This is a genomic window from Mesorhizobium sp. M00.F.Ca.ET.216.01.1.1 (assembly GCF_004010325.2).
Classification (GTDB): Bacteria; Pseudomonadota; Alphaproteobacteria; order Rhizobiales; family Rhizobiaceae; genus Mesorhizobium.
The window spans coordinates 16,927-38,163 of record NZ_SADR02000004.1 but is presented as its reverse complement, the minus strand read 5'-3'; the positions used below and the strand labels follow the sequence as shown (position 1 = coordinate 38,163).

Below are 21,237 nucleotides of genomic sequence, written 5' to 3'. Positions count from 1 at the left end.
CGGACAGGCATGAACGCGGCATTCGATATCAAATCGCTGGTCCAGGAAATCGACTACGGCACGCCCGCCTCGGAAGCGCAACAGCAGGTGACGCTGACGGTCGACGGCAAGTCAGTGACGGTGCCGGCGGGAACCTCGATCATGCGCGCTTCGATGGAAGCGGGCGTCGAAATCCCGAAGCTCTGCGCGACCGACATGCTGGACTCGTTCGGCTCCTGCAGGGTCTGCCTCGTCGAGATCGATGGCCGCGGCGGCACGCCGGCCTCCTGCACGACGCCGGTCGGCGAAGGCATGGTTGTGCACACGCAGACTGATCGCCTCAATGCCATCCGGCGCGGCGTGATGGAACTCTACGTCTCCGACCATCCTGTCGGCTGGAACGAGAAGGCCGGCACCGGCGCCAGCGAGTTCGACAAGGTCGTCAAGACGGTCGGCCTGACTGAGAACCGCTATGGTGTGGACGGCCGCAACCATGTGGCGCCCGGCAACGGCTCGCTGGCCATCGACTACATCGCGCGTGACGAGTCGAACCCCTATTTCACCTACGACGCAGCGCAGTGCATCGTGTGCTCGCGCTGCGTGCGCGCTTGCGAGGAGGTGCAGGGCACGTTCGCGCTGACTGTCGAGGGCCGCGGCTTCGAATCCAGGGTCTCGGCCGGCATGCACGAGGCGTTCGTCGATTCCGAATGCGTGTCCTGTGGTGCCTGCGTGCAAGCCTGCCCGACCGATGCGCTGAGGGAAAAATCCGTGCTGGCGAAAGGCCTGCCGGAGCGCTCGAGCGTCACCACCTGCGCCTATTGCGGCGTCGGCTGCTCGTTCAAGGCCGAGGTCAAGGGCGACGAGGTCATTCGCATGATGCCCTACAAGGAGGGCAAGGCCAATCACGGCCACTCCTGCGTCAAGGGCCGCTTCGCCTACGGCTATGCAACGCACAAGGACCGTATCCTGAAGCCGATGATCCGCGAGAAGATCTCCGATCCGTGGCGCGAGGTGTCGTGGGAAGAGGCGCTCAGCCACACCGCCAATGAGTTCCGCCGCATCCAGTACCAGTACGGCCGCACCTCGATCGGTGGCATCACCTCGTCGCGCTGCACCAACGAAGAAACCTACCTCGTCCAGAAGCTTGTCCGGCAGGGCTTCCGCAACAACAATGTCGATACCTGCGCCCGCGTCTGCCATTCGCCGACCGGCTATGGCCTTGGCCAGACCTTCGGCACCTCTGCCGGCACACAGGATTTCGATTCGGTCGACCATGCAGACGTCATCATGATCATCGGCGCCAATCCGACCGACGCTCATCCGGTGTTTGCCTCGCGCATGAAAAGGCGGCTGCGCGGCTCGCCCGGGAAGGAGGGCGCCAAGCTGATCGTGCTTGATCCGCGCCGCACCGACGTCGTGCGCTCCGCCCATATCGAAGCACAGCATCATCTGCCGTTGAAGCCCGGCACCAACGTAGCGGTACTCACGTCGCTGGCGCATGTGATCGTCACGGAAGGCCTGTTCGACGAGGCCTTCATCCGCGAGCGCTGCGACTGGGCTGAGTTCCAGGACTGGGCGGCGTTTGTCGCCTTGCCCGAGAACAGCCCGGAAGTCGTCGGTCCGCTTGCCGGCGTCGAACCGCAAGAAATCCGCGCCGCCGCCCGCCTTTATGCCACCGGCGGTAATGGCGCGATCTATTACGGCCTCGGCGTCACCGAGCACAGCCAGGGTTCGACCACCGTCATCGCCATTGCCAACCTCGCCATGGCGACCGGCAATATCGGCCGGCCGGGCGTTGGCGTTAACCCGCTGCGCGGCCAGAACAATGTGCAGGGCTCCTGCGACATGGGTTCGTTCCCGCACGAATTGCCGGGCTACCGCCATATCTCCGGCGAGGCGGTGCGCGAGATCTATGAGAGCCTGTGGGGCGTCAAGCTCGACGACGAGCCCGGCCTGCGCATCCCCAATATGCTGGACGCAGCCGTCGACGGTTCGTTCAAGGGCCTCTATGTGCAAGGCGAGGACATCTTGCAGTCCGACCCTGACACCAAGCATGTCGCCGCCGGCCTGGCGGCGATGGAATGCGTGGTGGTGCACGATCTCTTCCTCAACGAGACGGCCAACTACGCGCATGTCTTTCTGCCCGGCTCGACCTTCCTCGAGAAGGACGGCACCTTCACCAATGCCGAGCGCCGCATCAACATGGTGCGCAAGGTGATAGAGCCGAAATGCACCTATGCCGACTGGGAAACGACGCAAAAGCTCGCCCAGGCGATCGGCCTCGACTGGAACTACCAGCATCCGTCGGAGATCATGGACGAGATCGCCAGGACGACGCCGAGCTTCGCCGGCGTTTCCTTCGACCTTCTCGACAGGATGGGCTCGGTGCAGTGGCCCTGCAACGAGAAGGCGCCGCAGGGCACACCGATCATGCATATGGACGGCTTTGTGCGCGGCAAGGGCAAGTTCATCCGCACCGAATATGTGGCGACCGACGAAAAGACCGGACCGCGTTTCCCGCTGCTGCTCACTACCGGCCGCATCCTGTCGCAATACAATGTCGGCGCGCAGACGCGGCGCACCGACAATGTCGTGTGGCACAGCGAGGACCGGCTGGAGATCCACCCGCACGACGCCGAAAACCGGGGCCTTCGCGACGGCGATTGGGTCCGGCTGACCAGCCGCTCGGGCGAGACGACGCTGCGCGCGCTGATCACCGAGCGGGTATCGCCCGGCGTGGTCTATACGACCTTCCACCATCCGGACACGCAGGCCAACGTCATCACCACCGACTTCTCCGACTGGGCGACCAACTGTCCGGAATACAAGGTCACCGCCGTGCAGGTCGGTCCGTCAAACGGCCCGTCGGAATGGCAGCGCGAATATGACGAGCAGGCGAAGCGCAGCCGCCGCATCGCTTCGCTGGAAGCGGCGGAGTAGCGTCCGGTGTCCTGCCGGAGCATCCCCCTCTGGCCTGCCGGCCATCTCCCCCTCAAGGGGGGAGATTGGCAGCGTCATGCTCACCATCCTTCCTGCAACGTCGGCGATTGGCGAAAACCGGCGCGACGTCCGATCTCCCCGCTTGAGGGGGAGATGGCCGGCAGGCCAGAGGGGGGTGCCCTTTGACCCGCAAACGCCCCGCCATCACTCAGATCTCGCGCCTCGCGCACCGCGCTGGCGGCACTGCGGCTGCCAATCGCATGGTGCCGGAGGAGACGCCGGTGGCGTTTTCCTTTGCCGGCACCACCCATGCGGTGATGATGGCAAGCCCCGCCGATTTCGAGGATTTCGCGCTCGGCTTCTCGCTGACCGAAGGCATCATTGCCGACCCGCAAGAGATCGAGGCGATCGAGGTCGAGGACCTCGGTGCCGGCATCGACATCCAGATCCGGCTGAAAGATCAGGCCAACACCCGCTTCGAGGCGCGGCGGCGCAGGCTCGCCGGCCCGGTCGGCTGCGGGTTGTGCGGCATCGAGTCGATCGAGGAAGCGATGCGCTCGGTCGAGGCAGTCGGTTCGTCAAAGCTTACGCTTCAGGCCGACGACATCGTCCGCTCGGTCAAGCTTTTGTCGAAGGTGCAGCCGCTGCACGCCGAGACAGGCGCGGTCCATGCTGCTGGCTTCTACCTCCCCGGCAAGGGCATCGTCCTGGCGCGCGAGGATGTCGGCCGCCACAACGCGCTCGACAAGCTGGCCGGCGCGCTCGCGAGGGCCGGCATCGGCGGTGCTTCGGGGGCTGTCGTCGTTACGTCGCGGGTTTCGGTCGAGATGGTGCAGAAAACGGCGGCGATCGGTGCCCCCTTCATCATCGCCGTCTCGGCGCCGACGGCGCTTGCCATCCGCACCGCCGAGGACGCCGGCATGACGCTGGTGGCGCTGGTGCGCGGCGACGATTTCGATATCTTCACCCATCCCGAGCGGGTGGTTTCCGGAGTTGCCAAGCATGTCGCATGACGAAGGCCACATCATGAGCACCAGCGAAAAGCTGGTCCGCATGGCCAACCAGATCGCAGCCTTCTTCCATTCCAAGCCGCGCGATGAAGGCATTGCCGGCGTTGCCGAGCATATCAACAAGTTCTGGGAACCGAGGATGCGGCGGCAATTGTTCGAGATGCTGGACCATGGCGGCGAAGGGTTCAACGAACTTGTCGTGGCTGCTGCGGCAAAGATCAAGCGACCGGGCGCGCCGGAAGAAGCAGGCTTCGTGGCCGGCGAGCGCGGCGCTCCGGGCGGCAAGGGCCCGGCGGCCTCGAAAGCCGCGAGCGCCGCTTCGCAGAAGTAGGGCTTTTCAGGACTCCTTCTACCTATATTCCCTTTCTCTAAAGTTTGATCTGCCGCAAGCGCCGCGCTATTGTCGGCGATCAGAAATCGTCGGGCCGGGCGGACAATCTCGTGAGGCCGATCGAAACTCGATACGCCCGTAGTGGCGATGCGCGGATCGCCTATCAGGTGGTCGGCCAGGGATCGTTTGATCTTGTCTTGGTCCCCGGCTTCATTTCCAATCTCGACCTGCACTGGGAAGACGAAGGCTACAGTCGACTTCTGAGGCGGCTTTCGGCGTTCTCGCGGTTGATCCTGTTCGACAAGCGCGGCACGGGCCTGTCGGACCGCGTCGATGCCCACCACCTGCCCAGCCTCGAAACCCGCATGGACGACGTACGCGCGGTGATGGACGCCGCCGGCAGCGGCCGCGCGGCGTTGCTCGGTGCGTCGGAAGGCGCGCCGATGGCGATGCTGTTCTCCGCCACCTATCCGGAGCGGACGCGGGCTCTGGTGCTCTACGGCGGCTATGCGCATTTTCACAAATGGGTGATGCCGCCGGAACGCCTCGACGCCTTCATCGAGATGGCGGAGACGGCATGGGGCACCGGCGCCACCTTGCCGCATTTTGCGCCCGGCCGGGTTGACGATTCGCGTTTCGCGCTTTGGTGGGGGCGCTTCGAGCGATTGTCGGCGAGCCCGACGGCAGCGGCGGCACTGGCGCGCATGAATGCGGGTATCGATGTGCGCAGCGTGCTAGGGGCGATCAGCGCACCGACGCTGCTGCTCCACCGCCGCAATGATGCGCGGGTCGACCCCGATGCTAGCCGCTTCCTGGCCAAAAAGATCCCGAATGCGCGGCTGGTCGAGGTACCCGGGCGCGACCACCCGATCTGGACCGGTGACGTCGACCGGGTGGCCGATGAGATCGAGGAGTTCCTGACCGGCCAACGCGCGGTGGCCGAGGTGGAACGCGTGCTGGCCACGCTTCTGGTGACCCGCGTCTACGACACGGCACGGCTTGGCGACCGCATGTGGAGCGAACGCAGCCAGCGCTTCCAGGAAACCTGGCGGCTGCTGGTCGGGCGTCATGGCGGCCGTTCGGCAGGCACGCATGGCGAGCTGATTATCTCACGCTTCGACAGCCCTGCGCGCGCCTTACGCTGCGCGGCGGCGCTGCGCTACGCCGCGCAGGAAATCGGCATGGCCAGCGCCCAGGGGGTGCATGTCGGCGAGATCGAATTGCGCGGACCACCAGTGGGGCTGACGGCGCGCGTGACGACGCAGCTTGCCGCCCATGCCGGCCGCGGCGACATTCTCGCCTCGCGGCTGGTCGCCGATCTGGCAACCGGCTCGGGCGTTCATTTCACTGACGCCGGGCACATCGCGCTCGACGAACTGGACGAGCCGCTGGCGCTGGTCCTGGCGATGTCGGAGCAGCATCTGGAACCGGCCTGCCATGCCAAAACCCGACCGGCTGAGCCAACCGCACTAACGGCGCGCGAAAGCGAGGTGGTGAGCCTGATTGCCGACGGCAAGAGCAACGCCGCGATTGCCGCGGAATTGAGGCTGAGCGAGCACACGGTCAAGCGCCACGTCGCCAACATACTGCTCAAGCTGGACCTGCCATCGCGGGCCGCGGCAGCGGCATTTTCTGCCAGGCACGCTGGCCCGGATGGGCCATGAGAGCCATGGCGCTTTCGGGCGAAGCGGCCGAGGGAGCATAGGCGCTATCAATTCTCCCCACGCAGGCCAGGCGGATGTCGCCGGGAAAGTGCTGCAAACGGAGGATAAAATGCTGAGGTGGAAGATCAAATCGCTTGCGACGGCGGCGGGGTTTGGCGCGCTGCTCGCTATTTCTCCGGCCAAGGCCGAGGATGCCTCGGCGACGGCTGCCTACAAGGATATCCAAGCGACGCTCGGCTCTGTGCCAGACATGTTCAAGACCCTTCCGGACGTCGCTGTCGCCGGCGCCTGGGCCGAGATTAAGGGGGTTCAGCTCAACCCGAACACCGCGCTCGACGGCAAGACCAAGGAATTGATGGGCCTCGCTGTCGCGTCGCAGATTCCGTGCCAGTACTGCATCTATTTCCACACTCAGGCGGCCAAGCTCAACGGCGCCACCGACGAGGAGATCAAGGAGGCGGTGGCAATGGCCGCGATCGTGCGCCACTGGTCGACGATGCTCAACGGCAGCCAGGTCGATCTCGCGACGTTCAAGCAGCAGAGCGACGAGGTGTTCGCTGCCGTCAAGGCGAAGTCGCAATAAAAATCGCTGCCCGGCGCTCAGCGCCGGGCAGTGTCTGTGCAATCGAACGCCCGATCGTGAAGACGGGCCATGGAGGATAAAATGCTGACCAAGACACAGGCCGTTGACGGCGCGGCGATCAAGAAAGCGATCGAAGGCCGTGATGGAAAGATGCTGTCGAGCTTCTATACCGACGATGCCCTGGTGCGGGTGATCGACCGCAACAACCCACCGAGCAAGCCACGCGAAATCCGCGGACGTGCGGCGATCACCACGTTCTGGGACGACATCTGCAGCCGGGCGATGACCCACAAGGTCGACACCACCATCGCCGACGGCAACAGCCTCGCCTTCACCCAGGCGTGCGCCTATCCGGATGGCACGAAGGTGTTCGCCGCAGCGATGCTGGAGCTGAACAACGGGCGGATTGCGCGGCAGACCGTCGTGCAGGCCTGGGACGAGTAATCAATCATGGCCCACGGGCCGAATCTCGGAGGAGAACCAACATGTTCAGCGCAAGGTGGCAGATCGATGCGAAGTTCGGGCACAAGCAGACCGTGCTCGAACTGTTGAAGAAATGGGAGCGCGAGATCGGCTCGCAGGTCGGTCTCGACGAGTTGAAGTTCCAGATCATGACCGGATCGATCGGTGCACGGGAGGCGACGGTCGAGTCACACCACCAGGTCGAAAGTCTCGCCCAGTTGGAGGAGTTCTTCGCCAAGATCAGCAAGATCGAGGCGCACGCCAAATGGGGCAAGGAGATGGAGCCCTATGTCGTGTCGGGCACCAGCCTGTGGAACATCTATCGCATTGTGGAGTAGTGAGCGCAGCACCCTCTACCTCGCCTCCACAAGGGACGAGGTAGAAGGCGCTAGCCATGCGCTACCATGACATGGCGGACGGCGGTGTAGTCCTCCAAGGCATAGAGCGACATGTCCTTGCCGTAGCCGGATTGTTTCATCCCGCCATGCGGCATCTCGTTGGTCAGCATGAAATGCGTGTTGATCCAGGTGCAGCCATATTGCAGCCGGGCAGCCGTCGCCATGGCGCGCGAAACATCCTTGGTCCAAACCGACGACGCCAGGCCGTAGTCGCTGTCGTTGGCCCAGTTCACCGCCTCGTCGACTTCCGAAAACCGGGTGACCGAGACAACCGGCCCGAACACTTCGCGGCGCACGATCTCGTCTTCCTGCAGCGCGCCGGCGACAACGGTCGGCTGGTAGAAGAAGCCGGAACCTTCGCCCGGTTTGCCGCCGGTGGTGATCTCGATGTGCTTCAGCTCCGAGGCGCGTTCGACGAAGCTCGATACGCGGTCGCGCTGGCGGCGTGAGATGAGCGGCCCGATCTCGTTCTCGGTATCGTCGGGACGGTTGTACTTGATAGTCGAGACGGCCGAAGAGAGATCGGCGACCAGCTTGTCGTAGATCTTCTTGCCGGCATAGATGCGGCAGGCAGCGGTGCAGTCCTGGCCGGCATTGTAGTAGCCGAAGGCGCGCAGGCCGTTGACCACCGCATCAAGATCGGCATCGTCGAAGACGATGACCGGCGCCTTGCCGCCAAGCTCGAGATGCGTGCGCTTGACCGATTTGGCGGCGGCCTGCAGCACCTTCTTGCCGGTGGCGACATCGCCGGTGATCGAGATCATGTTGACCTTGGGGTGGTTGATCAGCGTGTTGCCGACGCTGTCGCCGCGGCCGAGCACGACGTTGACGACGCCCTCGGGCAGGATCTCGGCAAGGATCTTCGCCAGCTTCAATGCGGTCAACGGCGTCTGTTCCGAGGGCTTGAAAACGACAGTGTTGCCGCCGCCGATAGCCGGCGCCAGCTTCCAGGCCATCATCATCAGCGGATAATTCCACGGTGCGATCGAGGCGACGATGCCGATGGCATCACGGCGGACCATCGAGGTGTGGCCAGGAATGTATTCGCCAGCAACCTGGCCGGGCATCGAGCGGACAGCACCGGCAAAGAAGCGGTAGCAGTCGACGATCGCTGGGATTTCGTCGTTGAGCACGGCATTGATCGGCTTGCCGCAATTGAGCGCCTCGAGCGTTGCGAAATCCTTGGCCTCCGCTTCGATGCGGTCGGCGATCTTCAGGAGATAGCCGGCACGCTGCGCCGGCGTGGTGCGCGACCAGGTGACGAAGGCTTTTTCGGCCGCAAGCACCGCCTCCTCGATCTGCGCCTGGCTGGCTTCGGGCAGGTTGAGGATGGTCGCCCCGGTTTTCGGATTGAGGATCGGTTCCTCGGTCTCGGTGCCTTTCTCGAATCTCGAGCCGATAAGCATCTGGGTGTCCATGGCAGTCTCTCCCTTGCGGATTCTTGGCATCATTTGCTCGAACCGGCGATCTGGTCGCCGTCGCGGGTTAGGTAATAGGCAAGAAGGATAGGCAGCAGCGTCACCAGCACGACGACCATGGCCACGACATTGGTGACCGGGCGCTGGCGTGGACGGATCAGCTCCTCCAGCATCCAGATCGGCAGCGTCTGCTGCTGGCCGGCGGTGAAAGTGGTGACGATGACCTCGTCGAACGACAGGGCGAAGGCAAGCATGCCGCCAGCAAGCAGCGCTGTGGCGATGTTGGGCAGCACGACATGGCGGAAGGTCTGGAAGCCGTCGGCACCGAGGTCCATCGAGGCCTCGATCATCGAGCCGGAGGTGCGGCGGAAGCGGGCCACAGCGTTGTTGTAGACGACGACCACGCAGAAGGTGGCGTGGCCGAGCACGATCGTCCAGAACGAGAACGGAATGTCGGCCAGCGCGAAGGCCGAGCGCAGAGCGATGCCGGTGATGATACCGGGCAGAGCGATCGGCAGGATGACCAGCAGCGAGATGGTCTCACGGCCGAAGAACTGGGTTCGTGACACAGCGGCCGAGCATAGCGTGCCGAGGACCAGGGCAATGGCAGTCGAGATGGCCGCGACCCGGACCGACAGCGACAGCGCCTGCCATACGTCCGGCCGGTTCCAGGTGACGGCGAACCACTGCGTGGTCAGTGCCGGTGGCGGCCAGACGAAGCTCTTCTCCTCGGTGGTGAAGGCATAGACGAAAATCAAAAGGATCGGCAGGTGCAGGAAGAGCAAGCCGCAGGCAGCGGCGATTTTCAGGCCGAGAGGGGCGGATTGTGAGCGATCAGAGCGCATCGAAGGCCCCCATGCGCTTGGCGCCCCAGAGGTAGAAGCCCATGATGACGATCGGCACCACGGTGAAGGCGGCAGCGAGCGGGATGTTGCCGGCGGTGCCCTGCTGCGAATAGACGGCCTGGCCGATGAACAGCCGCGACGTGCCGATGATCTGCGGGATGATGTAGTCGCCGAGCGTCAGCGAAAAGGTGAAGATCGAGCCGGCGACGATGCCGGGCAATGCCAACGGAAACAGCACGTTGCGGAAGGTCTGGCCGGGCGAGGCGCCGAGATCGGACGAGGCCTCGACCAGATTGCTGGGCACGCGCTCCAGTGCTGCCTGCACGGGAAGGATCATGAAGGGCAGCCAGACATAGACAAAGACGATGAAGGTGCCGGTAAAGGAGACCGACAGCGAATTGCCGCCGACGACCGGCAGCGACAGCCAGGCATCGAGCAGCCACAGCAGATTGAGCTTGGCGAGCAGCCAGGTGAGAATGCCTTCCTTGGCGAGGATAAGCTTCCAGGCGTAGATCTTGACCAGGTAGCTCGACCACAGCGGCAGCATGACACCGAGATAGAACAGCGCCTTCCAGCGGCCGCGCGCATAGCGCGCCGCATAATAAGCGATGGGGAAGGCGATGATCGCCGAGGCAAAAGTGACCAGGGCCGCCATCGTCGCCGTGCGCAGGATGATGTCGAGATTGGCGGCCTGGAACAGGTCGCCATAGGTCTTCAACGTGAACTCGCGGTTGATCAGCCCGGAGAACTCGTCGATCAAGAAAAAGCTCTGCAAGAGCAGCGCGAACAGCGAGCCGATATAGACGATGCCGAGCCACAGTACCGGCGGCAGCAGCATGAGCAACAGCAAGAGCTTCGGCTCGCGCCAAAAAAGGTCCGACAACGCGCCGCGCAGGCCGCCGCTTCCGGGCAGGATAGCGGGCGCGACTTTCGTCGTTATCGCCGCGTCGAGACTCATGCCGGCTCGTCCATCAGATGCAGGTGTTCGCGGTTGAAGGTGAGCACGACCGCTTCGCCTTGCTCCGGCAAGGCAGTGCCGGCCGGCACGATGGCGTGCAACCTCAGCCCGCCGGCGTCGAGCGCCAGCCTTGTCGTGGCGCCGAGATAGTTGGTCGAGACGAGGCGGGCGGCAACGCCGTCGCCGCTGGCGGCGCTACCAACACGAATGGATTCGGGCCTGAGGCTCCCCCAACGATGCTGGCCGGAATAACGCTGGACGAAATCCGGCGGCAGCACGTTTGAGGAGCCGACGAAATCGGCAACGAAGCGCGTCTTCGGCCGCTGGTAGATGTCCTCCGGCGTGCCGATCTGCATGATCTTGCCGTCATTGAAGACGGCGACGCGGTCTGCCATGGACAGCGCCTCACCCTGGTCGTGGGTGACGAAGACGAAAGTAATGCCGAGCGCCTTCTGCAGTGATTTCAGTTCTTCCTGCATGTTTTCACGCAGCTTGAGGTCGAGCGCGCCGAGCGGCTCGTCGAGCAGCAGCACCTTGGGCTGGTTGACCAGCGCGCGGGCGAGCGCGACGCGCTGGCGCTGGCCGCCGGAGAGCTGACCAGGGCGGCGGGCGCCATAGCCCGGAAGCCGCACCAGCGACAGCGCCTCTTCCGCTGCCTTCTGCCGCTCCGGCTTGCCGACGCCCTTGACCATCAGCCCGTAGGCGACGTTGTCGAGCACGTTCAGATGCGGAAACAGCGCATAGTCCTGGAACACGGTGTTGACGTTGCGGCGATAGGGCGGGACGCCTTCGGCGCGTTCGCCGAAGATCGCGATCGAGCCCGCTGTCGGTTGCTCGAAGCCGGCGATGAGGCGCAGGCAGGTCGTCTTGCCGGAACCCGATGGACCAAGCATGGCAAAGAACTCGCCGGGAACAATGTCGAGGTCGACCGCATCGACGGCGCGCACGCTGCCGAAATGGCGGGAGACTCTGGCGAAGGAAACGGCTGAGGTCATGGGTTGTCCTGATCTGTCAGGCTCATCAAATTCAGGCGGTCATGCTGCCCCTCACCGTCTGCCGGCACCTTCTCCCCGTATTGTGACGGGGAGACGGGACTGGCTGAAACGCTCGCGATACCCTCTCCCCGTTCTTCACGGGAGAGGGTAAGGGTGAGGGGCAGCGATGCGCTCTCAGAAAGAGCGAGATGAACTCACCGTCCGCCGATGACGCCGATATAGTCCGACACCCAGCGATAGTAAGGCACGCACTGGTCGTTTTGGGTGGCGCATTTCGACACCGGCGTCTTCCAGAACTTGATCTTGTCGAAATTGTCGTAGCCGTTGGTCTTGCAGCCGTCTTCGCCGAGCAACTCGTTGCCCTTGCAGGCGGCCGGCACCACAGGCAGCGATCCGAACCAGGCGGAGACGTCACCCTGCACCTTCGGCGACAGCGAGTGTTCCAGCCACATATAGGCGCAATTCGGGTGGGCAGAGTCGGCCTCCATCATCGTGGTGTCGGCCCAACCGGTGACGCCTTCCTCGGGGATGGTCGAGGCGACCGGCTTCTTGGCGGCAACCAGCGTGTTGACCTGGTAAGGCCATGAGCCGGAGGCGACGACACCTTCGTTCTGGAAATCGTCGACCTGGATGGCGGCGTCATGCCAGTAGCGCCCAACCAGGGTGCGCTGGACGCGCAGCAGATCGAGGGCCGCCTTGTACTGGTCCTCGGTCAGTTCGTAGGGATCCTTGATGCCGAGCTCCGGCTTGTGGGCCATCAAATAGTTGGCGGCATCGGCGATGTGGATCGGACCGTCATAGGCCTGAACGCGGCCCTTGTTCGATTTGCCGTCGGGCAGCTTCATTTCCTCAAAGACGACGTTCCAGCTCTTCGGCGCTTCCTTGAAGACGTCGGTATTGTACATCAGCACATTCGGTCCCCACTGGTAGGGAACGCCGTAATGGACGCCGCCGACGGTGAACCAGGGAGCATCCTTCAGGCGGTCGTCGACCGTCTTCCAGCTCGGGATGAGATCGGTGTTGATCGGCTGGACGCGCTTGCCGGCGACGAGGCGCAACGAGGCATCGCCCGAAGCAGTGACGAGGTCGAAGCCGCCCTCGTTCATCAGCGAGACCATCTCGTCGGAGGTGTTGGCGGTCTTGACGTTGACCTTGCAGCCGGTGTCCTTCTCGAAGGACGTCACCCAGTCGTAGCCCTTGTCGGTTTCGCCGCGCTCGATGTAACCGGGCCAGGCGACGATGTTGACCTCGCCTTCACCCTTGCCGAGCTCCTTGACCTGGGCGATGGCCTGGCCGGAGAAGGTCAGCGCGACCGTCAACGCAGTGCATGACTTCAGGAATGAATTCATCGTCGATCTCCCATTTGAGGGGCCGCACTCGCGGCGGCTTTCGTTCCCTGACAGAGAAAGTGCTGTGAAATTTCCGGTTTCGCAAATTCATTTATCAGAAAGGCGATATCGGTTTTTCCGATAGATCAGCGGCCAACCTTGTCGGGTCTCTGGCGGACCATTCGCTGCGATTGGGCGAGGCCGATGAAGTCGCGCGCGGCCTGCGGCAGGCCGGAGCCGCGGCGCCAGACCATGCCGACTTGGACGACCGGCAAGGAGCCCGAAAGATCGCGCGATTCGATGCGGTCGCCTTCCAGCGACCACGGCCGATAGACGAGGTCGGGCAACAACGCCACGCCGGCACCGGTGGCGACAAGGCTGCGCACCGCCTCGACCGACCGGGTGCGGAAGGCGACATTCGGCTTGGCGCCAATCGCGGCCAGTAGCTTGCCGGTGTTCTCCTCGATCTCGTCGACGGTGAGCATGATCAGCGGCTCCGAGGCGATGTCGCCGATGCCGATAATGTCGGCGCTGGCCAGCGGATGGCTGAGCGGCACCCACAGCCGGTAGGCCGAGACCTCGAGGATTTCGGACTGCAGCGCGGTGCGGTCGCGCAGGTTGGACGTCACCATGACGGCAATGTCGAGCTTGCCGCCGATCAGCAGGTGCTCGAGGTAGTCGCCATTGTCCTCGATGGCCGAGACCTCGACGCCCGGATAGGCGCGGCGGTAGCGGGCAAGCAGATCGGACAGCACATAGCCGGCGACGAGCGAGGTGACGCCGAGCTGCAGCCGGCCGCCTGCCACCACCTGGTCGCCGAAGAAGGCACGGCGGGCGTCGGAAACGTCGGCAAGGATCTTGGTCGCGTGGCGCAGGAACTGGTGGCCCTTATGGGTGATGTTGAGGCCGCGCGGGTGACGCTCGAACAGTTCGACACCAAGATCATGCTCGAGTTCCTTGATCGCCTCGGTGACCGATGACTGCGAGATCGAGAGGTTCTGGGCGGCGCCAGACACCGTGCCTTGCTCGGCGACGGCGATGAAAAACTGTAATTGGCGGATGGTGAAGGCCATTGCCGGACTAAACACGGCGGAGGCGGCTCTGGGAAGTGGGAACGCCAGTCGCTGATCTTCGAATGGAGATCAGAGCCCGGTTTCGCCGCCCGCAATGCTGAGCCGCGCGCCGGCCTGGCCAAGGGCCGCGGCAATGTCGCGTGGCGGCGGCCGGTCGGTGGCAAGTTCGGAAAAGTCGTCGAAGCCGCAGACCTGGACCAGCCCCTGGCGGCCGAATTTGCTGTGGTCGGTGATGACGAGCGAGCGCTGGCCGCGAGACAGCACCATGCGGGCAAATTCCGCCTCTTCCAAATCATAGTCCATGACGCCGGTCACGGCATCGACGGCGCCGGTGGAGATCACCGCGTGGCTGACGGAAAAGCGGCTGACGAATTCGATTGCCGAGACACCGAGGGCAGCACCGGAATCGCTGCGCAACTCGCCGCCGGCCATGTAGACCTTGTTGCCGTTGATGGTGGCCAGCGTGCGGGCGATGTCGGACGAATTGGTGACGACCGTCAGCCGCCGATGGCCGAGCAGTTCGCGGGCCAGGAACGAGGTGGTGGTGCCGGTGTCGAGCATGATCGATTCGCCGTCGCGGATGGTGGCGGCGACCATGCGTGCGATGGTGCGTTTGGCGTCGGCATTCTCGCGCATGCGGCGCTCGAACGGCGCCTCGCCGGCCATCGACGGCAGGCCGATGGCGCCATGCATCTTCAGGATCGAACCATCATTGGTCAGCGGCTTGACGTCGCGACGCACGGTCTCCAGCGACACCCCCAGCCGGTCGGCCAGGCTGGCGATGGTGATGGTGCCCTCCTCCGTCAGGAGGCGAAGGATTTCGCCGTGCCGTTTCGAGTGGATCATCGGGTTTCACCCAATCGGATTGTTTGTGCGCTGACCGCTTCTAAGGCAAATCTGCCACATGTTACAAGAAATCCTTGCGAGTTCGGGCATAAAGGCAGAAAAGCCCACAAATTTGCGTTGACAAGCCAAGCTGCATGGCGCGACATTATTCCTGTGACAGGCTCGGAAACTGCCACGAAAAAATGATGGCTGAGCCGATCGCAAACTCGCTTGCCCGAACGTCTGAAACCGGCCGACGCAAGCGAAACGGAATTTTTCGAATCCGCGGGGGCGGATGCCGGCGTCGAAGAACCCGGCACAGGGGCTCGTCGGTGCGGTGCGGGATACCGATCCCGGCGTCCCGCACCGACGAGACTTTCGCAGTTCTCCCTCCAGCGGGCCATCTTTGTATTGTGGCGCTTTGTCGAACCTCCGCCAAACGAGGGATGAACCCGTGACTGTCGAAGACCGCATCCGCGCCCTGCCTTGCTGGACCGGCAGCATCGATATCGAGCCACTGCCGGGTGGCCTGAGCAATGAAAACTATCTGGTCAAAGATGCGGCCGGACGGCATGTCGTTCGCTTCGGCAAGGACTATCCGTTCCACCACGTCTTTCGCGAACGCGAGCTGATGACCGCGCGAGCGGCACATGCCGCCGGTTTCGCGCCGGCGGTCCGCTACGCCAAGCCCGGCATCATGGTGACGGAATACCTCGGCGCCAAGACCTGTGCCGCCGAGGATGTGCGTGCCAATCTCGGCCGCGTTGCAGCCTTGTTGCGCGGCTTTCACCGCGAGATGCCCAATCACATCTCCGGCGCCGGTTTCATGTTCTGGGTGTTCCATGTCGTTCGCGACTATGCGCGCACCCTGGAGGAAGGCGGCAGCCGCAAGCGAAGCGATCTGCCCCAGTTGCTGACGCTGGCGGACGAGCTGGAGCGCGCGCAGAAACTGCTGCCGATCGTCTTCGGCCACAATGATCTCTTGCCGGCAAATATTCTCGACGACGGCAGCAGACTGTGGCTGATCGATTTCGAATATGCCGGCTTCAACACGGCGATGTTCGATCTTGCCGGCGCGGCCTCGAATGCCAGCATGAGCGATGAGGAATCCTTCGCCTTCCTGACCGCCTATTTCATGAAGGAACCGGACGAAGCTATCCGCCGCTCGCATGCGGCCATGCAATGCGCGTCGCTGCTGCGTGAGGCGATGTGGAGCATGGTCTCCGAGCTCTATCTCGACACGCCGGGCATCGACTACGTGGCCTATACCCAGGAAAACCTGACGCGGCTCGACGCCGCGCTGGAAAACTACAGAACAAAATACGGGATACAGAAATAATGACCTTGCCCACCCATGCCGGGATCGTCGTTATCGGCGGCGGCATCATCGGCTGTTCGACGGCCTATCATCTGGCGCGCGACCACAAGGCCGACGTGGTGCTGCTCGAACAGGGCAAGCTGACCTCGGGCTCGACCTGGCACGCGGCCGGGCTGGTCGGGCAGTTGCGCTCGTCGGCCTCGATCACGCGCGTGCTCAAATATTCGGTCGATCTCTACAAGGGACTGGAAGCCGAAACCGGACTCGCCACCGGCTGGAAGATGACCGGATGCCTCAGGCTCGCCACCAATGCCGACCGGTGGACCGAGTACAAGAGGCTGGCGACGACGGCCAAGAGCTTCGGCATGGACATGCAGCTGCTGTCGCCGGCCGAGGTCAAGAGGATGTGGCCGCTGCTGGAAACCGGCGATCTCGTCGGTGCCTCCTGGCTACCGACCGATGGCCAGGCAAGCCCTTCCGACATCACGCAGTCGCTCGCCAAGGGCGCGCGCATGCATGGCGCGAAGCTGTTCGAGGACATGCGCGTCACCGGTTTCGAGATGAAGGACGGCCGCATCACCGTGGTGAAGACCGACAAGGGCGATATCGCCTGTGACAAGGTGGTGAACTGTGCTGGGCAATGGGCCCGGCAGGTGGGAGCGCTGGCCGGCATCAACGTGCCGCTGCAGGCCGTGAAGCACCAGTACATCATCACGGAAAAGATCGACGGCCTGTCAACGGACGCACCGACGATCCGCGACCCCGACCGCCGCACCTATTTCAAGGAGGAGGTCGGCGGGCTGGTGATGGGTGGCTACGAGCCGAACCCGCAGGCCTGGATTACTGATCTTCCTGGCGGCGACGTGCCTGATGATTGGGAATTCCGGCTGTTCGACGACGACTACGATCATTTCGAGCAGCATATGAACCAGGCGATCGAGCGTGTCCCGGCGCTGGCCAATGTCGGCGTGAAGCAGATGATCAACGGGCCGGAGAGTTTCACGCCGGACGGCAATTTCATCCTTGGCGTGGCGCCCGAATGCGCCAACATGTTCGTCGGCGCCGGCTTCAACGCCTTCGGCATAGCGGCCGGCGGCGGCGCCGGCTGGGTGCTGGCGCAATGGGTGGTCGACGGCGAGGCGCCGCTCGACCTGTGGGTCGTCGATGTCAGGCGTTTCTCCAACCTGCACCGCGACCGGCAATGGGTCTGCGACCGCACGCTGGAAGCTTATGGCAAGCACTACACGATCGGTTTTCCGCATGAGGAATACGTCAGCGGCCGGCCACGCATCGTCTCGCCGCTGTACGAACGGCTGCAAAAGCATCGCGCCGTGTTCGGCTCGAAGCTCGGCTGGGAGCGGCCGAATTGGTTCGCCCCCGAGGGCGTGGAACCACAGGACATCTATTCGATGGGCCGGCAGAACTGGTTTGCCCCGGTCGGCGACGAACACCGTCACGTGCGCGAAAATGTCGGCATCTTCGACCAGTCATCCTTCGCCAAATATGAAATGACCGGCGCGGACGCGTTGAAGGCGCTGGACTGGATCTGCGCCAACGACATCAACAAGCCGGTCGGCCGGCTGACCTACACGCAGCTTCTCAACACACGCGGCGGCATCGAGGCCGACCTGACCGTGGCACGGCTCGGCGAAGAAAAATTCTACATCGTCACCGGCACCGGTTTCCGTACGCATGATTTCTCATGGATCGAGGACCATGTCGGCAAGGATCTCGACGTCACGCTCACCGATGTCACCGAGGATTTCGGCACGCTGTCACTGATGGGGCCGCGCGCTCGGGACGTGCTGGCCGATGTGACGGATGCGGACGTATCGAACACCAGCTTCCCGTTCGGCCATGTGCGCGAGATTACCGTCGCCGGCCACTCGGTGCGGGCACTACGCGTCACCTATGTCGGCGAGCTCGGCTGGGAGCTGCATGTGCCGATCGCGGCGACGGGCGAGATCTTCGATGCGCTGATGGCGGGCAGGAAATACGGCATCCGCCCGGTAGGCTACCGGGCGCTGGAGTCGCTCAGACTGGAAAAAGGCTACCGCGCCTGGGGCTCCGACATCACGCCCAATGACACGCCGCAGGAGGCCGGCCTCGGCTGGGCGGTGAAGCTTCGAAAGAACACGGATTTCGTCGGACGGCGGGCGCTGGAAAAGATCAACGGCGCGGCGCCGAACAAACGCTTTGCCGGCTTCACCGTCGATAATCCCGAGATCGTGCTGCTCGGCCGCGAGACGATCCTGCGCAACAACGAGCCGGTCGGTTACCTGACCAGCGGCGGCTATGGCTACACGCTGGACAAGAACATCGGCTACGGCTATGTGCGCAATGCCGATGGGGTGAGCGATGATTTCCTCGCCTCCGGCGACTACGAGCTGGTGGTGGCGATGGAACGAACGCCGGCAAAGATCCACCTCGAGCCGCTTTACGATCCGGCCGGAGAAAAGGTGAAAGCGTAGGATCAGTTCACGCGCAGGACGAGACCGCGGCTGGGCACGGTGTCTGCCTCGCCCGGCATGGAGACATAGGGCAGCGTCTCCTCGGCGCGGGTGACGATGCCTTGCGCCTCCAGGGCAGCGATCCGCGTGGAAAAACCCGCTTCCCACAGCGTGTTCTTGACCGTCAGCACGAACACCCCGCCCGGCCGGCAGACGCGGATCAGTTCGTCCAGCCCTTCGGCGCCGACATGGCCCGAGGTGAAGACGCCGGCCGATACGATGCCGGCGTAGGCGCCATCCGCGAAAGGCAGCGGACCGCCGAGCGCCAGGCAGTGAAGTGCCGAATAGACGCCTTTGCGCGCTGCCTTGGCCAGCATGCCCTCCGAGATGTCGAGCGCCTCGACCTTGGGATAGCCGGTGATGGCGAGCCATTCGCCGATCAGCCCGGTGCCGGCGCCGGCATCGAGAAGCGGTGCCGCGCCACGCGGCAAATGGCGGGCAAGCAAGGCAAGGCAGATGGTCGGATGGCGGTAGCCGGCCGCCGACATGTCGGCATCGTAGGTGTCGGACCAGCGGTCGTATAGCGCCGCCACCTCCTCGGGGCGCTTGGCCGCATAGACAGCGCCGAGCGCACCCTGATGCTTGCTGTCCGTCATCGCTGCTCCGTCCGCCGTAAGTCAAAGTGCTTTCGCATGTCCAGACGGACGCGCTGCGCTGCAGTGGCCATCTGCGATCTGATGATAGCCAAACGGCGAAAACTGTGGAACCGTCGTCGCGACAAATAACGGCGTGATGGGGACGCAGTGATGGTGGAGGACGAAGCACGCGCGACGCTTGCCGGCATTCCGACGCTGGCCGGTTACGAGGGGCCGCTGGAACGGCTCGGCGGCCTTACCAATCTCGTCTTCAGGGCCGGAGACCTCTGCCTGCGTATCCCGGGCAAAGGCACCGAGGAATATGTCAACCGTGCCAACGAAGCGGTGGCGGCACGAGAGGCGGCGAGGGCCGGCGTCAGCCCGGACGTGCTGCATTTCGACGAAAAGACCGGCATGATGGTGACGCGCTTCGTCGCCGGCGCGGAAACGATGTCGCCGGAAGAATTCAAGACGCGATCGGGCAGTCCGGCACGCGCCGGCAAAGCCTTCCGCAAGCTGCACACATCCGGCGCGGTATTTCCCTTCCGCTTCGAGCTTTTTGCGATGATCGACGACTATCTGAAGGTGCTGTCGACCAAGGATGTCGAGCTGCCCGCCGGATATCACGACGTCGTGCGCGAGGCCGGGGTCGTGCACTCGGCACTTGCCGCCAATCCACTCCCCATCGTCGCCTGCCACTGCGATCCGTTGTGCGAGAACTTCCTCGACACGGGCGACAGGATGTGGATCGTCGACTGGGAATATTCGGGAATGAACGATCCGCTCTGGGATCTCGGTGACCTTTCGGTCGAAGGTAAATTCGACGCGGCGCAGGACGAAAAGATGATGCACGCCTATTTCGGCCGCCAGCCGACGCCGGCCGAGCGCGGCCGCGTCGTCATCTACAAAGCGATGTGCGACCTTTTGTGGACGCTTTGGGGGCTGATCCAGCTTGCCAACAACAATCCGGTCGATGATTTCCGTGCCTATGCCGACGGTCGTTTTTCACGCTGCAAGGCGCTGATGGAGACGCCGGAGTTTTCGCGACATCTGGCGGCGGTGCGCGTTGGTTAGGTCCAGAAGTCTGGACCCTAATTTACACCTTTCGGCACGTTTTCGGGCAGTACGGTGTCGACCACCTTCTGGCGATGGAAGATGAACAGGCCGGCCAACACGACGATGGCCGAGCCGATCAGGATGCGCGGGCCGGGCGCGTCGCCAAAGAAGACGAGCCCGAAGATGACGGCCCACAACAGCAGGCTGTAGTGCAGCGGCGCCAATGTCGAGGCCGGCGCCAGCTTCAGCGCCCTGGTGATCATCAGATGCGCACCACAGGAGACGATGCCGAGCAGCAGCATGGCGCCGAAATCGAGCGAGGATGGCGTCTGCCACGTGCTGGTCGTCAGCACCGCGCCGACCAGCAAGGTGCCGATGGTTTGCCAGGTAACGAGCGAGGTGTCGCTGGTGCCGCGCAGCCGCCGGTTGAGGATGATGGCGAAAGCGAAGGCGATGCTGCCGGCCAGAGCGAACATCGACGACAGCGAAAACGCAGCCGAGGAGGGCTTCAGCATGATCAGCACACCGCAGAAACCGACCAGGATCGCCATCCAGCGGCGCCAGCCGACCTTTTCGCCAAGCAAAAGATGCGACAGCGCTGCGACGTAGATCGGCCCGGCCATATAGAAGCTCATGACGTCGGCGAGCGGCAGATAGATGACGGCGGCATAGAACAGCCCAGTGTCGAGCGTCGTCATCACCACGCGCAAGAGCTGAAGTTCCGGCCGCTCCATGCGAAACAGCTTGCCGGGGCCTTGATGCGCGATCATCGGGCCGAGCACGAAAAAGGCGCCGATCGAGCGGATCATCACGACCTGGCCGACGGAAAAGCTGGCGACCAGCCATTTGCCCATCGCATCGTTCAAGGCGAACAGGAAGTCTCCGGCCAGCATCAACAGGATGCCGGCTAGCAGCACGTTCCTGATCGTCGAATTCTGGGCTGCGGGCTGCGCCATGCCGTTGCCGGTT

The 21,237-nt window shown here is 63.7% G+C and carries 19 protein-coding genes; 10 read left to right on the top strand and 9 right to left on the bottom strand.

Annotated elements, in window-relative coordinates; all coding sequences use genetic code 11:
* The first annotated feature begins 9 nt into the window (after nt 1-9).
* The 7 genes from fdhF to EN859_RS06945 all read left to right on the top strand — a co-directional run bounded on the left by fdhF (nt 10) and on the right by EN859_RS06945 (nt 7,307).
* Nucleotides 10-2,919, top strand: a complete 2,910-nt coding sequence (fdhF, locus tag EN859_RS06980) for a formate dehydrogenase subunit alpha (protein ID WP_127852843.1) — start codon at nt 10-12, stop codon at nt 2,917-2,919.
* Between the two features lie 182 nt (nt 2,920-3,101).
* Complete coding sequence (gene fdhD, locus EN859_RS06970; protein WP_127852845.1) at nt 3,102-3,932, top strand: formate dehydrogenase accessory sulfurtransferase FdhD; 831 nt, start codon at nt 3,102-3,104, stop codon at nt 3,930-3,932.
* Nucleotides 3,922-4,260, top strand: a complete 339-nt coding sequence (locus EN859_RS06965) for a formate dehydrogenase subunit delta (protein ID WP_127852846.1) — start codon at nt 3,922-3,924, stop codon at nt 4,258-4,260. Before fdhD ends, EN859_RS06965 begins: the two co-directional genes overlap by 11 nt.
* A 110-nt stretch (nt 4,261-4,370) precedes the next feature.
* Nucleotides 4,371-5,924: an alpha/beta fold hydrolase gene (locus tag EN859_RS06960; protein ID WP_127852847.1), complete on the top strand. Its 1,554-nt coding sequence runs from the start codon at nt 4,371-4,373 to the stop codon at nt 5,922-5,924.
* A gap of 109 nt (nt 5,925-6,033) precedes the next feature.
* The gene (locus EN859_RS06955) at nt 6,034-6,507 is read left to right on the top strand and encodes a carboxymuconolactone decarboxylase family protein (protein WP_127852848.1); all 474 of its coding nucleotides are present in this window, start codon (nt 6,034-6,036) and stop codon (nt 6,505-6,507) included.
* A gap of 81 nt (nt 6,508-6,588) precedes the next feature.
* A complete protein-coding gene (locus EN859_RS06950) occupies nt 6,589-6,951 on the top strand; it encodes a nuclear transport factor 2 family protein (RefSeq protein WP_127852849.1) in 363 nt (120 codons plus the stop codon).
* 41 nt (nt 6,952-6,992) lie between these two features.
* Nucleotides 6,993-7,307: a hypothetical protein gene (locus tag EN859_RS06945; protein WP_127852850.1), complete on the top strand. Its 315-nt coding sequence runs from the start codon at nt 6,993-6,995 to the stop codon at nt 7,305-7,307.
* A gap of 50 nt (nt 7,308-7,357) precedes the next feature.
* On the opposite strand, the gene EN859_RS06940 is transcribed toward EN859_RS06945, so the two are convergent.
* From EN859_RS06940 to EN859_RS06910, 7 genes are all read right to left on the bottom strand, one after another.
* The gene (locus EN859_RS06940; protein WP_127852851.1) at nt 7,358-8,785 is read right to left on the bottom strand and encodes a gamma-aminobutyraldehyde dehydrogenase; all 1,428 of its coding nucleotides are present in this window, start codon (nt 8,783-8,785) and stop codon (nt 7,358-7,360) included.
* 29 nt (nt 8,786-8,814) lie between these two features.
* The gene (locus EN859_RS06935) at nt 8,815-9,630 is read right to left on the bottom strand and encodes an ABC transporter permease (RefSeq protein ID WP_127852852.1); all 816 of its coding nucleotides are present in this window, start codon (nt 9,628-9,630) and stop codon (nt 8,815-8,817) included.
* On the bottom strand, nt 9,620-10,588 hold the full coding sequence (locus tag EN859_RS06930; RefSeq protein ID WP_127852853.1) for an ABC transporter permease: 969 nt from the start codon (nt 10,586-10,588) through the stop codon (nt 9,620-9,622). The genes EN859_RS06935 and EN859_RS06930 overlap by 11 nt, the downstream gene beginning before the upstream one ends.
* Nucleotides 10,585-11,583, bottom strand: a complete 999-nt coding sequence (locus tag EN859_RS06925) for an ABC transporter ATP-binding protein (RefSeq protein ID WP_127852854.1) — start codon at nt 11,581-11,583, stop codon at nt 10,585-10,587. Before EN859_RS06925 ends, EN859_RS06930 begins: the two co-directional genes overlap by 4 nt.
* 194 nt (nt 11,584-11,777) lie before the next feature.
* Nucleotides 11,778-12,932, bottom strand: a complete 1,155-nt coding sequence (locus tag EN859_RS06920) for an ABC transporter substrate-binding protein (RefSeq protein ID WP_127852855.1) — start codon at nt 12,930-12,932, stop codon at nt 11,778-11,780.
* Nucleotides 12,933-13,057: 125 nt separating this feature from the next.
* A complete protein-coding gene (locus EN859_RS06915) occupies nt 13,058-13,984 on the bottom strand; it encodes a LysR substrate-binding domain-containing protein (RefSeq protein WP_127852885.1) in 927 nt (308 codons plus the stop codon).
* A 69-nt stretch (nt 13,985-14,053) separates the two neighbouring features.
* On the bottom strand, nt 14,054-14,830 hold the full coding sequence (locus tag EN859_RS06910; protein ID WP_127852856.1) for a DeoR/GlpR family DNA-binding transcription regulator: 777 nt from the start codon (nt 14,828-14,830) through the stop codon (nt 14,054-14,056).
* Nucleotides 14,831-15,263: 433 nt separating this feature from the next.
* Here EN859_RS06910 and EN859_RS06905 point away from each other — a divergent pair, with 433 nt between their 5' ends.
* Nucleotides 15,264-16,148: a phosphotransferase family protein gene (locus EN859_RS06905; RefSeq protein ID WP_127852857.1), complete on the top strand. Its 885-nt coding sequence runs from the start codon at nt 15,264-15,266 to the stop codon at nt 16,146-16,148.
* Complete coding sequence (locus EN859_RS06900; RefSeq protein WP_127852858.1) at nt 16,148-18,598, top strand: FAD-dependent oxidoreductase; 2,451 nt, start codon at nt 16,148-16,150, stop codon at nt 18,596-18,598. Before EN859_RS06905 ends, EN859_RS06900 begins: the two co-directional genes overlap by 1 nt.
* Before the next feature lie 2 nt (nt 18,599-18,600).
* Here the strand turns inward: EN859_RS06900 and EN859_RS06895 are convergent, their stop codons facing one another.
* Nucleotides 18,601-19,233: a class I SAM-dependent methyltransferase gene (locus EN859_RS06895; protein ID WP_127852859.1), complete on the bottom strand. Its 633-nt coding sequence runs from the start codon at nt 19,231-19,233 to the stop codon at nt 18,601-18,603.
* Between the two features lie 150 nt (nt 19,234-19,383).
* On the opposite strand from EN859_RS06895, the gene EN859_RS06890 reads away from it, so the two are divergent.
* Entirely contained in the window at nt 19,384-20,286 is a 903-nt protein-coding gene (locus tag EN859_RS06890; RefSeq protein WP_127852860.1) for a phosphotransferase family protein, read from the top strand.
* Nucleotides 20,287-20,303: 17 nt separating this feature from the next.
* On the opposite strand, the gene EN859_RS06885 is transcribed toward EN859_RS06890, so the two are convergent.
* Nucleotides 20,304-21,224, bottom strand: a complete 921-nt coding sequence (locus tag EN859_RS06885; RefSeq protein ID WP_127852861.1) for a DMT family transporter — start codon at nt 21,222-21,224, stop codon at nt 20,304-20,306.
* Nucleotides 21,225-21,237: the final 13 nt, after the last annotated feature.

Bases quoted from the DNA above. Each gene is read 5' to 3' on its own strand.
- fdhF (WP_127852843.1), top strand. From the start codon at position 10: ATGAACGCGGCATTCGATATCAAATCGCTGGTCCAGGAAATCGACTAC.
- EN859_RS06965 (WP_127852846.1), top strand. From the start codon at position 3,922: ATGTCGCATGACGAAGGCCACATCATGAGCACCAGCGAAAAGCTGGTC.
- EN859_RS06955 (WP_127852848.1), top strand. From the start codon at position 6,034: ATGCTGAGGTGGAAGATCAAATCGCTTGCGACGGCGGCGGGGTTTGGC.
- EN859_RS06950 (WP_127852849.1), top strand. From the start codon at position 6,589: ATGCTGACCAAGACACAGGCCGTTGACGGCGCGGCGATCAAGAAAGCG.
- EN859_RS06945 (WP_127852850.1), top strand. From the start codon at position 6,993: ATGTTCAGCGCAAGGTGGCAGATCGATGCGAAGTTCGGGCACAAGCAG.
- EN859_RS06940 (WP_127852851.1), bottom strand. From the start codon at position 8,785: ATGGACACCCAGATGCTTATCGGCTCGAGATTCGAGAAAGGCACCGAG.
- EN859_RS06935 (WP_127852852.1), bottom strand. From the start codon at position 9,630: ATGCGCTCTGATCGCTCACAATCCGCCCCTCTCGGCCTGAAAATCGCC.
- EN859_RS06930 (WP_127852853.1), bottom strand. From the start codon at position 10,588: ATGAGTCTCGACGCGGCGATAACGACGAAAGTCGCGCCCGCTATCCTG.
- EN859_RS06925 (WP_127852854.1), bottom strand. From the start codon at position 11,583: ATGACCTCAGCCGTTTCCTTCGCCAGAGTCTCCCGCCATTTCGGCAGC.
- EN859_RS06920 (WP_127852855.1), bottom strand. From the start codon at position 12,932: ATGAATTCATTCCTGAAGTCATGCACTGCGTTGACGGTCGCGCTGACC.
- EN859_RS06915 (WP_127852885.1), bottom strand. From the start codon at position 13,984: ATGGCCTTCACCATCCGCCAATTACAGTTTTTCATCGCCGTCGCCGAG.
- EN859_RS06910 (WP_127852856.1), bottom strand. From the start codon at position 14,830: ATGATCCACTCGAAACGGCACGGCGAAATCCTTCGCCTCCTGACGGAG.
- EN859_RS06900 (WP_127852858.1), top strand. From the start codon at position 16,148: ATGACCTTGCCCACCCATGCCGGGATCGTCGTTATCGGCGGCGGCATC.
- EN859_RS06895 (WP_127852859.1), bottom strand. From the start codon at position 19,233: ATGACGGACAGCAAGCATCAGGGTGCGCTCGGCGCTGTCTATGCGGCC.
- EN859_RS06890 (WP_127852860.1), top strand. From the start codon at position 19,384: ATGGTGGAGGACGAAGCACGCGCGACGCTTGCCGGCATTCCGACGCTG.
- EN859_RS06885 (WP_127852861.1), bottom strand. From the start codon at position 21,224: ATGGCGCAGCCCGCAGCCCAGAATTCGACGATCAGGAACGTGCTGCTA.